The organism is Brevibacterium sp. S22 (genome assembly GCF_004745485.1).
Classification (GTDB): domain Bacteria; phylum Actinomycetota; class Actinomycetes; order Actinomycetales; family Brevibacteriaceae; genus Brevibacterium.
The window spans coordinates 25,329-39,595 of the sequence record NZ_RHFG01000010.1; the positions used below are offsets into that span (position 1 = coordinate 25,329).

At 63.3% G+C, this 14,267-nt stretch carries 13 protein-coding genes; 5 read left to right on the forward strand and 8 right to left on the reverse strand.

Annotated features, from left to right (window positions below; all coding sequences use genetic code 11):
• Window positions 1-84: 84 nt before the first annotated feature.
• Both EB835_RS10255 and EB835_RS10260 read right to left on the reverse strand, forming a co-directional pair.
• Window positions 85-801 (reverse strand): DUF4166 domain-containing protein, encoded by a 717-nt coding sequence (locus EB835_RS10255; protein ID WP_135809373.1) that lies wholly within the window; start codon window positions 799-801, stop codon window positions 85-87.
• A complete protein-coding gene (locus tag EB835_RS10260) occupies window positions 798-2,360 on the reverse strand; it encodes an MFS transporter (protein WP_135809374.1) in 1,563 nt (520 codons plus the stop codon). The genes EB835_RS10255 and EB835_RS10260 overlap by 4 nt, the downstream gene beginning before the upstream one ends.
• Before the next feature lie 130 nt (window positions 2,361-2,490).
• Between EB835_RS10260 and EB835_RS10265 the strand changes: the two genes are divergently transcribed.
• Window positions 2,491-3,012, forward strand: a complete 522-nt coding sequence (locus EB835_RS10265) for a TetR/AcrR family transcriptional regulator (RefSeq protein WP_135809375.1) — start codon at window positions 2,491-2,493, stop codon at window positions 3,010-3,012.
• Between the two features lie 116 nt (window positions 3,013-3,128).
• Here EB835_RS10265 and EB835_RS10270 read toward each other — a convergent pair whose 3' ends face one another.
• The gene (locus tag EB835_RS10270) at window positions 3,129-4,949 is read right to left on the reverse strand and encodes a flavin-containing monooxygenase (RefSeq protein ID WP_135809376.1); all 1,821 of its coding nucleotides are present in this window, start codon (window positions 4,947-4,949) and stop codon (window positions 3,129-3,131) included.
• 157 nt (window positions 4,950-5,106) lie between these two features.
• Here EB835_RS10270 and EB835_RS10275 point away from each other — a divergent pair, with 157 nt between their 5' ends.
• Complete coding sequence (locus EB835_RS10275; RefSeq protein ID WP_135809377.1) at window positions 5,107-6,267, forward strand: GAF domain-containing protein; 1,161 nt, start codon at window positions 5,107-5,109, stop codon at window positions 6,265-6,267.
• On the opposite strand, the gene EB835_RS10280 is transcribed toward EB835_RS10275, so the two are convergent.
• The gene (locus EB835_RS10280) at window positions 6,164-6,871 is read right to left on the reverse strand and encodes a TetR family transcriptional regulator (protein ID WP_135809378.1); all 708 of its coding nucleotides are present in this window, start codon (window positions 6,869-6,871) and stop codon (window positions 6,164-6,166) included. The genes EB835_RS10275 and EB835_RS10280 overlap by 104 nt on opposite strands.
• 230 nt (window positions 6,872-7,101) lie before the next feature.
• On the opposite strand from EB835_RS10280, the gene EB835_RS10285 reads away from it, so the two are divergent.
• Window positions 7,102-7,977 (forward strand): CPBP family intramembrane glutamic endopeptidase, encoded by an 876-nt coding sequence (locus EB835_RS10285; protein WP_240688668.1) that lies wholly within the window; start codon window positions 7,102-7,104, stop codon window positions 7,975-7,977.
• Window positions 7,974-8,651 carry a hypothetical protein gene (locus tag EB835_RS10290; RefSeq protein WP_135809380.1) on the forward strand — a complete coding sequence of 226 codons (678 nt, stop codon included), beginning with the start codon at window positions 7,974-7,976 and terminating at the stop codon, window positions 8,649-8,651. Before EB835_RS10285 ends, EB835_RS10290 begins: the two co-directional genes overlap by 4 nt.
• A 435-nt stretch (window positions 8,652-9,086) precedes the next feature.
• On the opposite strand, the gene EB835_RS10295 is transcribed toward EB835_RS10290, so the two are convergent.
• From EB835_RS10295 to EB835_RS10310, 4 genes are all read right to left on the reverse strand, one after another.
• Complete coding sequence (locus EB835_RS10295) at window positions 9,087-9,509, reverse strand: VOC family protein (RefSeq protein WP_135809381.1); 423 nt, start codon at window positions 9,507-9,509, stop codon at window positions 9,087-9,089.
• 82 nt (window positions 9,510-9,591) lie between these two features.
• Entirely contained in the window at window positions 9,592-10,443 is an 852-nt protein-coding gene (locus tag EB835_RS10300) for a helix-turn-helix transcriptional regulator (RefSeq protein ID WP_135809382.1), read from the reverse strand.
• 16 nt (window positions 10,444-10,459) lie between these two features.
• Window positions 10,460-11,857: an amidase gene (locus EB835_RS10305; RefSeq protein ID WP_135809383.1), complete on the reverse strand. Its 1,398-nt coding sequence runs from the start codon at window positions 11,855-11,857 to the stop codon at window positions 10,460-10,462.
• Window positions 11,847-13,289: a purine-cytosine permease family protein gene (locus EB835_RS10310; RefSeq protein WP_135809384.1), complete on the reverse strand. Its 1,443-nt coding sequence runs from the start codon at window positions 13,287-13,289 to the stop codon at window positions 11,847-11,849. Before EB835_RS10310 ends, EB835_RS10305 begins: the two co-directional genes overlap by 11 nt.
• 300 nt (window positions 13,290-13,589) lie before the next feature.
• On the opposite strand from EB835_RS10310, the gene EB835_RS10315 reads away from it, so the two are divergent.
• A complete protein-coding gene (locus tag EB835_RS10315; RefSeq protein WP_135809385.1) occupies window positions 13,590-14,222 on the forward strand; it encodes a GntR family transcriptional regulator in 633 nt (210 codons plus the stop codon).
• Window positions 14,223-14,267 lie beyond the last annotated feature (45 nt).

Below are 14,267 nucleotides of genomic sequence, written 5' to 3' on the forward strand. Positions count from 1 at the left end.
ATATCCGCGCTTGGCCTTGATCGGGGGCATGTGGTGCGTTCGCCCGGCAACCGGACACCACATCGGGACACTTCTTGCGGCCGCTCAGCCGAACCTCGGCTCTGCGCATCGGCCGCTGCGCTCTTCGATGCGGTAAGTGAACGTCCCGGTGTATTCGTAGACGCGTCCGATGATCGGCGTATCGACGACAAGGGCCACTCTCTGCCGGTCAGAACTGTCATCGAAGGTCTCGTTCAAGGCGACGACCGGGCAGATCGCTTTCGGTACGGGCACCCGCAGCCGTCCGAGCCGAAGTGCGACCCGGCGGCTGCGCAGTCGCAGTCCCTCGTCGACCACATCGACGTCGAATTCGGCGTCGACGATGGACGGGCTCCCGAGCACGTCGATGACGCCGCCCCGAGACCCGCAAGCACTATTGCCGCCCCGAGACCTGCGCGCTCTGTTGCCGCCTGACCCTGCTGGGCGTCGACCGGGGACGAAGGAGACCGCATCCACCATCGACCAGGCACCCTTGTCGAAAAACAGCGTCCGCGTCGCGGTCTGCTTGCCGTCTTCCGTCCGGTTTTCGACACGGAACGGCACCTCGCGGTGCATGCCGGGCACGATCACCCGGCACCGTCGGGCAAGGGCAAGGATCGGCAGCAGCCACCGCTGTTCGGTGCCGAAACGGTCGAAGACTCCCTCGCCGATGCCGACCCATCCGGCAGGGATCGCCGCGAAGTAGCGGCGGAGCACAGGGTGCAGCTCATCGAGACGGGACCCGAGCGCCCGCTCGTACGGGGATCGGATCTCTCGGCTCATGCCTGCGAGTGTAGGGCATCGCCTTCGGTCGCCTCGGTATTCGCGCCGGTCATGAGCCGCCCGGCGCCCTTGAGCCCGAAGCTCGTGAGCACGGCGGCGATGAGAACGAGGACGACGGCAGCCCCGGCTGCCCACTGCACGCCGAAGTCGAAGGCTGTCACAGCCGCCTCGGTGATCCGCTCACCAGCCGATGCGCTCATCCCGGACGCGTATTCGAGGGCAGAGCCGAGCGTATCGAACTGGGCTTTGTCCGCTCTGTCCCCGATCGCGGACTGCAGCGCGGATCCGTACATGAAGGTCGAGAGCCCGCCGAGGACGGTCGTGCCCATGACGGATCCGAATTCGTAGGCGGTTTCCGAGATCGCCGAGGCGGCTCCGGCCTTGTGAGCGGGGACTGCGGCGAGGATGAGGTCGTTCGTGATGACTTCGGCCGCGCCGAGTCCGATGCCGAGGATGAGGAAAGCCAGCAGCATCCCCGCCACGGAGTGTTCGGGTGTGAAGGCGATGATGCCCATGCCGATCGCATTGAGCCCGAGCGCGCAGGGAACGACGACGCGCGGTTCGAAGCGGGAGATGAGCGGAACCGCGAGGTAGCCGGCCGCGACCGAGGTGATCAGGCCCGGGATGAGCACGAGGGCGGCGTCGATCGGAGAGAGTCCGAGCACGAGCTGGAGCAGTTGGGTGCCGAAATAGAGGAATCCGGCCAGTCCCATGATGCTCAGCAGGTTCGATACCACCGCCGAGGTGAACACGGAGTTCGCGAACAGGCGGACGTCAAGCATCGGGTTCGATGTGGCGAGCTGGCGGAGGACGAAGCTTGTTCCCGCGACGATCGCCACGGACAGACTGAGCCAGAAGAGGAAGTCCGCACCCGATGCCAGACTGTGCTTGATGGCGAAGACGAGTGGTGCCAGGGCCAGCATCGACAGGATGATGGAGAGCGGGTCGAAACGGCCGGGGTTCGGGTCGCGCGATTCGGGCAGCAGAAGTGCGGCCGCAGGGATGAAGAGCGCGATGAGCGGCAGGTTGATGAAGAAGACCGAACTCCAGTGGAAGTGTTCGAGCAGAAAGCCGCCGAGGATCGGGCCCAGCGCCGCACCGCCGGAGAACATCGCGGCCCAGGTGGCGATCGCGATGCGGCGATCCTTGTCATGGTCGAAGATGTTGCGGATGAGCGACAGCGTCGAGGGCATGAGGGTGGCCCCGAAGATGCCAAGCAGGGCACGGGCGAAGATGAGCATCTCGGCCGTGGTGGAGAAGGCTGCCAGCAGCGAGGCCGCACCGAATCCAGCGGACCCGATGATGAGCAGTTTGCGACGTCCGACCCGATCACCGAGGCTGCCCATGGCCACCAGCAGACCGGCGAGCATGAGCGCGTAGATGTCGACGATCCACAGCAGCTGCGTGCCCGTCGGGTGCAGGCCGGTGCTGATGGCCGGGATCGCGAAGCCGAGGACCGTGTTGTCGATCGAGATCAGCAGCACGGGGACCATGAGCACCGCCAGTCCGGCCCATTCGCGCCGTCCGGCCCGCAGCTGAGGAGTCAGTGTCGTCGTCATGCCCCCAACTGTACCGTCTAGACGGTACAGCGAAAAGTCAGACCGCGGCCTCGGCCCAAATGCTCAGCGATTGCGCAGGCTGCGCCGCCGGCCAGACCTCTGCGCGAGCGGATGGACTAGGCTCGACGTCATGGCACGCAATCCGACCGCAACCAAGGAGAAGCTGCTCGACGCATTCGATGCTCTCCTCGACGAGCACGGCACAGCGGGAGCGACTCTGGACGCAGTGGCTGCGAAAGCGGGGGTCTCCAAAGGCGGTCTGCTCTACCACTTCGGGTCGAAGGCAGAGCTCATCAAGGGCAGTCTGGACCGACTCGACCTATTGGTGGCAGAAGACATCGAAGAGATGAAGGCCGCCGGAGAGCGCCTGCACTACTACTACCTCGAGACCTCGGCCGAGGTCGGCACGCCCCTGGATCGCAGCCTCATCGCGGCCGGATGCCTCGCACTCGAGAACGAGGAGGCCAAGGCGGCTCTGCGCAAGACCCGGGAAACCTGGTTCAACCTGCTCAAGGGCCACCTCGGCGATGCGGATCTGGCGATGACGATCCAGCTCATCGGCGACGGCATGTACTTCAACCAGAACTTCGGGCTCTCGCAGGACGAAGCCCTCGACCACGTCAAGCGGATACTCGCGCGCCTCGGGCTCTAGAGGGCCTTCCTCCGCGCAGCTCCACCGGCAGACGCACTGGGTGGTCGAAATGGTCACGTTCGCCGCAACGCAACGTGAGCATTTCGACCACCCTAGAGCGGGTTTCCGGCCGCGATTCAGCTCAGGTGGTGGACCTCCTGCAGCCCATACACCGGGGTGTCGATTCCCTCATGACGGGCCTTGAGCTGGAGAGCCAGGTACAGCGAGTAGTGGCGTGCCTGGTGAAGGTTGCCGCCCATGAACCAGAGGTTCTCCTGCTGGGTCGGCTTCCACATGTTCCGCTGCTCGCCCTCCCACGGGCCCGGGTCCTTCGTCGTCTCCGATCCCAGGCCCCAGCACTTGCCGACCCTGTCCGCGGTCTCCTGATCGACGAGGTCGGCGACCCAGCCGTTCATCGACCCGTAGCCGGTGGCGTAGACGACGAGGTCGGCCGGCAGTTCGGTGCCGTCATCAAGGACGACGGCATGCTCGGTGAGGTGGTCGACCTGCCCCTTGGCCAGCTTCACTTTGCCGTCGGCGACGAGTTCGGCGGATCCGACGTCGATGTAGTATCCCGATCCCCGACGCAGGTATTTGAGGAACAGGCCGGACTCGTCGTCTCCGAAGTCGAGGTCGAATCCGGCGTCCTCCATCCGCTGATAGAAGTCCTTGTCCGCTTCCTTGATCTGGTCATAGAGCGGGATCTGGAACTCGTGCATGATCCGGTACGGCAGCGACGCGAAGATGAGATCCGCCTTCTCTGTCGTCACTCCGCTGTCCAGAGCGCGTTCGGAGTACAGGTCCCCCATCGCGATCTCCACGAGCGAATCGCTCTTGACGATATGCGTGCTCGAGCGCTGCACCATTGTGACGTCCGCGCCGTTCTCATACAGGGCTCCGCAGATGTCGAAGGCCGAGTTGTTGCTGCCGATCACAACCACCTTCTTACCCGCATAGGCGTCGGGGCCCGGATGCTGTGAGGAATGCTGCTGTTCGCCCTTGAAGATGTCCGAGCCCGGGAAGGTGGGGATGCTCGGTTTGCCCGACATTCCCGTGGCCATCACCAGATGGGTCGGGCGCAGTGTGACCTTCTCCCCGTCCCGTTCGACCTCGACCGTCCACTGGCCCGCCGCTTCGTCATATTTCGCCGAGGTGGCTGCAGTCGATGACCAGTACGGAATCTCCATCACCTTCGTGTAGAACTCCAACCAGTCCGCGATCTTGTCCTTCGGTGCGAACACCGGCCAATTGTCGGGGAACTTCAGATACGGCAGGTGGTCGTACCAGACCGGATCGTGCAGGCACAGCGACTTGTACCGTGACCGCCACTGATCGCCCGGCTTCTCCCACCGGTCGATGACCAGGGAGGGCACCCCGAGTTGGCGGAGGCGAGCGCCGAGGGCGATCCCGCCCTGCCCGCCGCCGACGACGAGGATGTAGGGATCGGCGGTCTTGCCCCAGGCGGCATCCTCCTCGGCGAGCTTCTCCGACCAGCTCTTCCGCTCGGGGTCGACGCCGTGTTCGGCACCTTTGACGCGTCGGGTGCCGCGCGGCTCCTCATGCCCGGTGATCTCCTGCAGCGAAGTGAGCACGGTCCAGGCCTTGGTGCCGTCTTCGTCGATGAGGCGGACGAGCCCCTTACCGCGCCCCACCGAGGTCGTGAAGGTGAACCACGCTTCGGTCACCCCGTCGGCAGTCGCCGCGGGCTCACTGAGCTCGAACTCCTCTGGTAAGACCCGGTCCAGATTGTGCGTGAGCAGGTCCGTGACCCCTTCGGGGTTCTCCACCGTTTTGAGATTCCAAGTGAAGGACACGAGGTCCCTCCAGTAGCTGTCCGTGGCGAACAGTCCGGCTGCGGCCGGAATATCCCGGCGGCTCAGCGCCGATTCGAAGTCCTGCAGCCACCTCATTGCGATGTCATCGGCAGTCAGCTGGGGACGATCAAGCGTCGTTGTCATTTCACTCCTCCTCGTTGAGCTGTGTGCACCCACGCTATGCCGCCGGGCGCGGTCCGCAAAGAGTTGCATCGGATTGCATGGCCGCGCACCGAGGTGGGATTCTCACGGACGCCTCGACCCCATGGTCAGAGGGTCCTTCCCGCCTTATACTCAAGGCATGCTTCAGCCGGATCTGGCGCACCTCGCCAGAGATCTGACACGCATTCACGATGCCGTGATCACCGGGGCTTCGCCGCCGGTGCAACCGCGCGCGCTGGTCAGGCGCTCGTGGGATCGGATGCTGCGCTGGGGCCTGGACCCCGACGGTGCGAACGCGCGAATCGTCGCCGACGGGGCCGAGCTGGAGACCCGGCGACGGAAGTCACGGCTGCGTCTGGTCGTCGAGGAGATGCGATCCGTTCTGCTGCGCGCCCCCGACGCAGCACCCTTCATCCTCGTCGTCACCGATGCCGATGGGGTCATACTGTGGCGAGACGGTGCGGCTTCTGCCAGGCGCCAAGCCGATGGGCTCGGATTCGTCGAAGGAGCGCATTGGTCCGAAGCCACGGTCGGCACGAACGCCATCGGAACTGCACTGACCGAGGAAGCGCCCGTCCAGCTGTTCTCCGCCGAGCACTTCGAAGCGTCACAGCATCCTTGGTATTGCAGTGCCGTGCCCGTGCACGATCCGCATGACGGGACCCTGCTCGGCGTCGTCGATATCAGCGGCCCGGCTCTGACTCTTCACCCTGCGGTGCAGTCTTTGGTGACGACGGCGGTGCGCCTGGCCGAGGCCCGGCTGATGATCGCTCAGCAGGAGGCGCTGAACACTCTGCGCGACCGGATGTCGGCGATGCTCGCCGGCTCTTCCGGTCCAGCGCTCGTCGTCGACGACGCCGGGTGGGTGGCGTACCAGCAGGGAGTGCGCAGCCGGGACCGCATCGAAGTGCCCGCCGCCGACCGTTCGATCCTCATCCCCGGCGCCGGTCTGTGTCTGCCGGAGAAGATCACCGGCGGCTGGCTGCTGCGCCCGTACGGTGACCGGCTGGCCTCCGTCGTTCTGCGCACCTCGGCGGATCCGCCCGTACTCGACATCCACTCCGGCGCCGAACCGCTCGTCGTCCCGCTCACGCCACGGCGGGCGCAGATCCTGGCGGCGGTCACCTCGGCGGGTGCTGCTGGGATCAGCGCTGCCGACCTCAGCCAGCGCCTCTACGGCGACGGCGACCATGTGGTCACCGTCCGCGCTGAGGTGTCTCGGCTTCGCCGCTCGGTCGGGGCGCTGCTGGCCACCCGACCGTACCGGTGGGCAGAAGGCGTCGACGCGCAGGTGGAGTGAGGGGCTCCGGCCAGAGGACCGCGTCGACCGCGGCGTACAAGGTCTCCGTCTCCGCTTGGGCGATCGTGTCCTCGCTCGGCAGCGCCCGTTTCAGGGCCAGTCCTTCGAGCACGGTGTTGAGGAAGCGGGCCCGGCGGGGGATGTCGTCTGCGGCCACAGCGTCCTCGTCGGCGAGCACGCGCAGCCAGTCCTCTACGCGGCGCTGACCGTCGCGCTCCATCGCCAGATAGGCCTCGCGCACCGGGGCGGTCTGCTCGACGGCGATGAACTCCCGGGTCAGGGTGGTCATGGCGTCGCGTGCCTGCTGACCGACTTTGGCCGACCCAAGCACCTCGCGCAGACACTCGACCAGCCGCTCCCGTGCAGGAACCGAGGTGTCACGGATGCGCTCTGCGGGGACCACCCAGTCGTAGATGCGCCCCATCAGCTCATCCCGTAGCGCCTGCTGGGTGGGGAAATGGTGACGAAGCGACCCTGCGCTCACCCCAGCTCGTGCGGCGACCCTGCGAACGCTGAGCCTCGCTGCCATGCCCTCCTCGCCGAGGATCGCCGCGGCCGCCGCGAGAATCCGCTCGCGAGTGCTGATCTCCTCCTGGTCGGTCATCCGGCTTCACACCTCCTACCAATCCACTCTAGCAACACACCGTATTAACACACTGTGTTAGTGTTGCAGTGTTCAACCAACACAGTGTGTTGGTGAGTCGTTGAGTGGTGAGGAGGCACCGTGATGCAGCCATCGTCTCGCCGGCACACCGAGATGCGCTTTCAGCCAGTTCGCGAACGCGTGCAGCGCCCGCACCGCCATCGCTGCGACAAGACCGCAGGAGGATGACCATGCCGACCTCACCGCACACCACCCGCCCTTTCGGCGCTCATCTGAGCATGGCCTGGTGGAGGCCGTTGCTGCTCGTTCCCGGGATGTTGGTCCTGTTCCTCGGGATGCAGGTCTCTTTCTACGCAGCCTCCGCACTGATCGACGGCCGAGACCAGGTGCTGACCCCGGACATGACTCCGACGATCCAACTCGCGAACAACCTCAGCGTCGCAGTGACGGCACTGATCGCGCTCATCGTGACAGCGCGTCTGGCGAAGGTCCCGTGGCGTAGCCTGCTCAGCTACCCGCGGACCTTCGACGTACACCGACTCTGGGTCTACGGCGCCGTCTCCGTGGTTCTGGTCGCAGTCGGGGCCGGGGCAACAGCGATGATAGCGCCCGAGACAACCGGCTGGGTGGGGTTCGGCCTCAGCGGGACGACGTGGGCGCTGCTGGCTGTGTCGGTGCTCACTTCGCCGTTGCAGTCCGCCGGCGAGGAGCTGATCTTCCGCAGCGCCATGATGCCCGTGATCGCTTCGTGGGTTCGGGCGGTGCGCCCGGCCATCGCCATCGGCATCGTGATCTCGAGCATCCTGTTCGCCCTCCTCCACGGCTCCGCGGACCCGTGGCTATTCGCCTACTTCACGGTCGTGGGCCTCGGCACCGCGGTGATGGCGGTGATCAGTCGGGGCATCGAGGCGCCTGTCGCCTTCCATGTGGCCAACAACCTCGTCACTTCGGTCCTGAACACCACGCTCGCCGCCGGCGAGGCACCGGTCTTCGAGCGCTCCGCCGGTGCCGGCTGTCCCTCCTACCTCATCCTCATTGCGGTCAACGTGGCCGCCGTGGGCGTGGTCTGGTGGCGCGAACGCCCCCGGAAAGCGGACCTCCGATGATCAGGAACTTGAAGCGCCGGTGGCAGATGGGCAAAGTCAGGCCCGGCGACGGAAGCCGTCTTAAGCCCTTCCGTTGGTGGCAACTGCTCAGCAGGTGCCTGTTCTACATCCGATTGATCGACCAGACCGGCCCACCGCACCTCTATGCGGTGGACGTTCACCACATGACCGATGCGAAGTCCAAGTCCGACCATGAAGCGGGTAAGGGCACAGCTCCCGCCGCGCTGTATCGGGACGGGGTGCAGATCGCCCGATCCAATGTGCCCACCATCTTCACCGTGCCCGGCGGGACCATCCAGGTCGCCACCAGCGGATTCGGCGTCAAACGCATGCACTACATCCCCGACGACGGCGCTGAGCACATGCTGCGCCCTGACCCTCGATCACAGGAAGGACGTCGCGCGAAGTTCGCCGACCGGCATCCTGCGCTGAGCAGAGGTGTGGGGCTCGTCTCGCTGGTGGTTCTGCTCTTCGCGCTGAGCTTGAGCATCCTGCAAGGTGTCGAGTCGATCACCGCGATACCACCGGTTGCCGAGCACATCGGAACGTTCAACTCACCGGTGAGGCTTCCCGCCTGGGCAAACATCGCAATGATCCTGGCCGGACTGCTGGCCGGATACGAACGAGCCACACGACTGCGTCACCATTGGCTGATCGACTCAGCTGCAACATGATGGGAATGCTTTCGCAGCCGCTTCATCATGTGGGACCCCTGCCTTGATCGGACGCTCACGTTGGGGGCTGACAATGACGATCCATCACGCCGTCGACGGCAGAGGTCGGCCCACTGGCAGTGGAAGTCACTGGTGGACAGAGCCATAACGGAGTGCCCCTGCCGCAGGTGCTGGCTGATATCCGAGTACCGCGGCATCTGAGCGGTGATCGCGGAGAAGAAGGACCAGATCGCAACTCGCAAGAAGCGCGACAGCAGAGGTGGACGACCGCCGAAATTCGACGCCGGTGCTTGCTCGTTTGCCTACGGCAGGCAATGGCGAGGATCAGCGACGAGATATGACAAGCTCGCCATCACCTTCCGTGCGGCAGTCGTGATCAGCGCGATCCCGATATGGGTCCGCCGATAAAGGAGACATGCACTTGCTCCGGCCGGTCTACGTAGACGCCCCGCAGTAGGTGCCCACCGACCACAGCACACCTTCGGGGTCCTGGATGCTGAAATCGAGCGATCCGTAGTCCTGTTCGGTCAGCCCCATGACCTCGGCGGCACCGGCGGCGAGCGCACGCGAATGAAGTTCACGGACGTTTCCGGAGGCCAGATAGACCGACCCCGAGGCGACTCCGGTCCTGGTCATCACCCCACCGTCATCGCGGACGGACCCGAGCATCACTCCCCCGCCCTCGGGCCAGGCCAACTCGGCGTGGTCGACGCGGTCCGGATTGTCAGCATTCGTATATTCGGCGATGACTTCGAAGCCGAGCGCCTCCTGCAGAAATGCGATCGCGGCTTTGGCATCACGGTATCGAAAGGTGGGCCACACGCTGCATGACTGAGCGTTTGCGGATTCGGCGGACATGGGGACTCCTTCTCTGTGGGTGTTCTGGAACCTCCATCATCGGAGCTCCCTTCCAGCCGGGTCTTGGACGAATGGGAACAGTTCAATCCCTCGCCGAGGCGGGCCCTTCCGAATCTGTTCCCGCCGTGTGCCTTCGGGCCACGTCATCGGCGGCCAACCACCGGCTCGGACTGAGACCGACGAATTCCCGGAAGTCTCTGTTGAGGTGCGCTTGATCGGCGTAGCCGCAGTCCACGGCGATCTCCGCCAAACTGGCCCGGCCCTCCGGGATGAGACGCCGCGCCCGGTCGAAGCGCACGATGCGTGCGGCATCCTTCGGACCGATCCCGTATTCGGACCGGAACTGGCTGCCCAGATGGCGTCGGCTCCACCCGATGTCATCGGCGACGAGGGAGACGGGCACACCGCCATGGCTGCCGATTATCCGATGCCAGGCGGCGACCACCTCGGCGCGGGGACGATTCGCATCATCGATCGTGCGGATGAGCACGTCGTCGATGGCGGCGAAGCGAGCGGACCATTCCGTCTCACGGTTCACCCGCTCATGCAGTTCCGCGGTCAGTGGTCGCGAGATCCGAGCAAGGTCGACACTGTGGTGAGCGAACTCTGCGGCGGGGATTCCGAACAACGCCCGCGGTGCCATCGGACTGAAGTTGATCTGGATTCCCGACATGGCACCGTCATGCCTGATGAGCGTCCTGCGCAGGTGGAGCCCGGCGAGCAGCACATCATAGGCGTCGGCACCGTCGGTCGCCTCGTCGACCTGGAGAAGCGGGCGGTCGAGCGCGACGATGAATGTCAGCATCCCCGATGGCAGGCCGAGATGCGTCCCCGCGGGCACGCCTGCGATGTCGTAGCCGACGTAATCGCCGACATAAGGTCGCAGACGCGGATGCGGGGCACGAACGAGGCCATCGGGTCGCACCGCGGACATATGGGCAGTCTAGACCTCAGAGCGCTGGATGCCTTCGATGGAAGTCGGTGACCTGTTGGAAAGCATCGGCGATCCTCACCAGCGTCCTTTCACTCAACGCCCTTCCGACGAGCTGCCCAGCGACCGGGAGTCCCTCATTCGCCGTGAAGCCTGTGGGGAATGTGATTGTAGGCATTTGACTCATTGTGAACGGCACAGTGTAGCGGTGCACTTCGGCCAGCTGGTCCGCTCCCATCGTCATCATGTCGGCAGCAGGCGGTGCTTCATAAGGCAAACCTGGAATCAACATCGCATCGACTTCGGACAGCACGTGTGCGACAGTACCTTTGAAGTCTTCGCGCCGCCGGAGCACCTCCTGATAGTCGACTGCCGAAACGTTCTTTCCGATGTCGATCACTTCTGCGAGTGCATCCCCATATTCGCCACGATGAGCCTCGAACCAATCACCGTGCGCACGAGCTGTCTGGACTCCACACACCGTGAACCAGTCATCATTGATCAGCTCCGGATCGGGGAAATTCACGGGCACGACCGTAGCCCCAAGTTCTTCCAACGTCGCCACAGCGGACAGCAGACTTCGGCGTACTGTCTCCGACACACCGGTCAACGCCCACCAGTAGTCGATCCCGAGGCGCACACCGCTCAGGTCCCCACTCGAGCGAGTTTCGAAGTCCTCGACCGGAACCGACAGTGAGGTGGGATCGTTGGGGTCGAATCCGGCAATTGCACCGAGAATGATCCCGGCATCGCGCGCCGATCGCGCCATCGGGCCGACGTGGTCGAGAGTGCCAGCCAATTCGAAGACACCGTAGCGGCTGCATCTCCCCCACGTGGGTTTCAGGCCGGTCACTCCGTTTGCCGACGACGGCATGCGGATTGACCCTCCGGTGTCAGACCCCAAAGTGGCTATTGCCAGACCCCCTGCCGTCGAGGATCCGCTGCCACTCGACGACACACCGACCCATCTGTCCAGGCCCCACGGGTTCCGAGGTGGTTCAAATGGAAGCGTGTGTTCCCCGTACACGCCCTCAGTGGTGTGGACACGACCGAGGATGACTGCCCCGGCCTCGCGGAGACGTTCGACCACTGTAGCTGTGACTGATGCGTTGAGCCCTCGACGACTCGGCATTCCGATTTCAAACGGGCGACCAGCGTCTCCGTAGATGTCTTTGATGGCAATCGGAACACCGTGAAGCGGACCACGCCAAACCCCTTGGGCGTAGGCTTCGTCAGCGCTCCGTGCTTCGGCTAGCGCCGCATCTTCATCAATAGACGAGTATGCCTTGAGAACTGGATCCACTTCGCCGATCCGGCTGAGCATGTGCTCGATGACTTCGACAGAGCTGAGCTCCCGTCTGGCAATACGCCCGGAGACTTCTTCGATTGATTCGTAATGCAGTTGATCACTGGTCATTGACTTCTCCTTCAAGAATCGTGTTGTCTTCAGTCGTTGCCTTCCGCGAATAGAACCGCCCCTGGGTCATTAGCGTCAGTAGGATGTGAATGACAGGGCCGACGAACATAGCAATGAACGACGCGTAGTAAACCGGGTAGAGGCCGGCGAGTCCGCAGCCGCCGATCGCCACGGCAACTGCCATCGCGATCATGCCGCATGGGTTCCAATCGCGAATCGCTTGCTCGTCGTACTCGATCTTCTCCGATGGCGCGAATTTGAAGCACTTCCGGCAGATGAAATAGTCAGCGAGAAGAATGAAGATCCACGTGTTCGTCATGATCCCTGTAACTGCCAGGAAGGTGTCGGTGTACTGAAGAACATTCACCGGATAGAGAATGATGCCCAACAGCAGAAGCCCGACCATCCACCAATTTCGCCGGATCGGCTTCTTCGCAAATGCATCCCACGTGTTCGAAAACGCCAGTGAACCCGAGTACAGGTTCATCACATTGATTCTGATCTGCGTGATGATTGCGAAGACCACTCCGAGGAAGCCCATGACGAGGGCGAAGACGAAGCCGGGATCCGTTGAGTAGAGCACAGGATCGCCTTCGGTGATGCTCGGATAAATGGTGAAGGCGATGAGAGAGCCGAGCACCAGAACGACGGCGATCATGATCATCTCACCAAACATGATTCCCGCGGTACCCCGGTAGCCGATCTGCGGTCGCGAGAACCTCCCATAGTCGGTGGCAAGCAGTGCTTGGAACACGATCTGTCCGTTCACGAGAGAGAAGGCCTGCCACATGACAGTCGGATCGTCAGGAGAGAGCGATTCCCACTGTCCTGGCCCAACGATTCCATGCCCCTGAGAAAGCATGAAGATGCCGACGATGAACAGCACCAAGAAGATCGGCATCCCGAATTTCTGCAGGATGTTCATCGAATGCATCCCTCGCCAAGCAAAGAAGAGAGCCGCTGCCCCGACCAGAGCGAAGATGATGCTGGCGGTTACCGATCCTTGTCCAACGCCGAAGTACTGGCTGAGGGCATGCGAAACGATGCTTCCTTCGAAGATGAAGTAGAAGATGTAGTTGATTCCGTAGATGAATGACGCCACCGCTGAACCCTTGGCTCCAAAGCCGAGCCCGCGGGTCAGCAGGACGAGGCTCAGCCCCTCCTTCGAAGCTATTCGCATGATCAAGGATCCGAGGACAGTTGACACGACGACAAGATAACCGATCGGAACGAGCATCATCGGCCAGCCGACCAAAAAGCCGATCTGCCCACCAAGGGTAAACCAGAACATCGCGGTCACATTTCCGGTCAGAATCAGCAGAATGGCGAAAGCGGGCCATCTCTGAGAGCGGGGAACTCTTTCTGTTGCGTAACTTTCCATCTGGTCGTCCAGCGACGTTGCTGGGCTCTGGAACGCGTCTTTGAGCGCCAATTGGACCTCTTTCTTAGAAGGTTCCTGCCAGACTCACACCGCCGCCATCGAACCGCAATAGTTCCGGACACATCATCTCGGGCCTTAAGACTGCATTTTTACACAGCAATTGTGCGCGGTTTGCTATCAATACATGTTTCCGCAGAATTGCGATAATACGAACGTGTCGAGAGAAACCGAAATCACCGTCGCCGTAGACGGTTAGGAAACGAAATCAACCTGAGCGCCCCCGCCTCACAACCGTCTTGAAGTAAAATCGCACCAACGGATCTCAGACTTCGACGAACGGTTCCCCCTACATTGACTCTCTCCGAACAGGCCTACGGTGCCATCGAGGACATGATCATCCACGGCAGACTCGAGGCCGGGTCCTATGTCACGGAGAACCAGATCATTGAGAAGGTCGGCCTGGGGCGCACCCCGGTTCGTGAGGCGTTGCAGCGTCTCTCGCACGAACATATGGTGACGATCCGTCCGCGCAAGGGCATCTACATCCCCATCCTCGACTTCGAAACCGAGCTGCGGATCCTCGAGGTGCGACGCGAGCTCGATGTCGTCGCCGTCCGCCTGGCGGCGAAGCGCGCCACCGAGGAACAGCGGATACAGATGCGAGCCATGGCCGAACGTCTCCAGCACCTCGACGCCGACCTTGCAAACTATGCCGAGACTATCCGCGAGACCCACCAGCTGCTCGCCGATGCCACGAAGAACCCATACCTCATCGAATCCATGTTGCCGTTGCAGAATCTCTCGCGGCGCTACTGGGTCTCGAACATCGTCGACCCCGCCCCGGAGATCGCCACCACCGCCGACTGCCACGCGCGGATGCTGCGAGGCGCGGCCGACCGTGACCCGGAGTCAGCCGAAGCCGCCGCTTACGAACTCAACGACTACCTCGTCGATTTCGCCACCAGGTCTGCCCGCGATTCCTGATCGCGGCAAAGCCCTGCTGTGACCGATCCCTGACAGCCGCGGAAC

Excerpts from the sequence above, each read along its gene's own strand:
- EB835_RS10300 (WP_135809382.1), bottom strand. The coding sequence starts at position 10,443 with ATGTCCGCGGTGCGACCCGATGGCCTCGTTCGTGCCCCGCATCCGCGT.
- EB835_RS10305 (WP_135809383.1), bottom strand. The coding sequence starts at position 11,857 with ATGACCAGTGATCAACTGCATTACGAATCAATCGAAGAAGTCTCCGGG.
- EB835_RS10270 (WP_135809376.1), bottom strand. The coding sequence starts at position 4,949 with ATGACAACGACGCTTGATCGTCCCCAGCTGACTGCCGATGACATCGCA.
- EB835_RS10255 (WP_135809373.1), bottom strand. The coding sequence starts at position 801 with ATGAGCCGAGAGATCCGATCCCCGTACGAGCGGGCGCTCGGGTCCCGT.
- EB835_RS10285 (WP_240688668.1), top strand. The coding sequence starts at position 7,102 with ATGCCGACCTCACCGCACACCACCCGCCCTTTCGGCGCTCATCTGAGC.
- EB835_RS10275 (WP_135809377.1), top strand. The coding sequence starts at position 5,107 with ATGCTTCAGCCGGATCTGGCGCACCTCGCCAGAGATCTGACACGCATT.
- EB835_RS10295 (WP_135809381.1), bottom strand. The coding sequence starts at position 9,509 with ATGTCCGCCGAATCCGCAAACGCTCAGTCATGCAGCGTGTGGCCCACC.
- EB835_RS10265 (WP_135809375.1), top strand. The coding sequence starts at position 2,491 with ATGGCACGCAATCCGACCGCAACCAAGGAGAAGCTGCTCGACGCATTC.
- EB835_RS10290 (WP_135809380.1), top strand. The coding sequence starts at position 7,974 with ATGATCAGGAACTTGAAGCGCCGGTGGCAGATGGGCAAAGTCAGGCCC.
- EB835_RS10280 (WP_135809378.1), bottom strand. The coding sequence starts at position 6,871 with ATGACCGACCAGGAGGAGATCAGCACTCGCGAGCGGATTCTCGCGGCG.
- EB835_RS10260 (WP_135809374.1), bottom strand. The coding sequence starts at position 2,360 with ATGACGACGACACTGACTCCTCAGCTGCGGGCCGGACGGCGCGAATGG.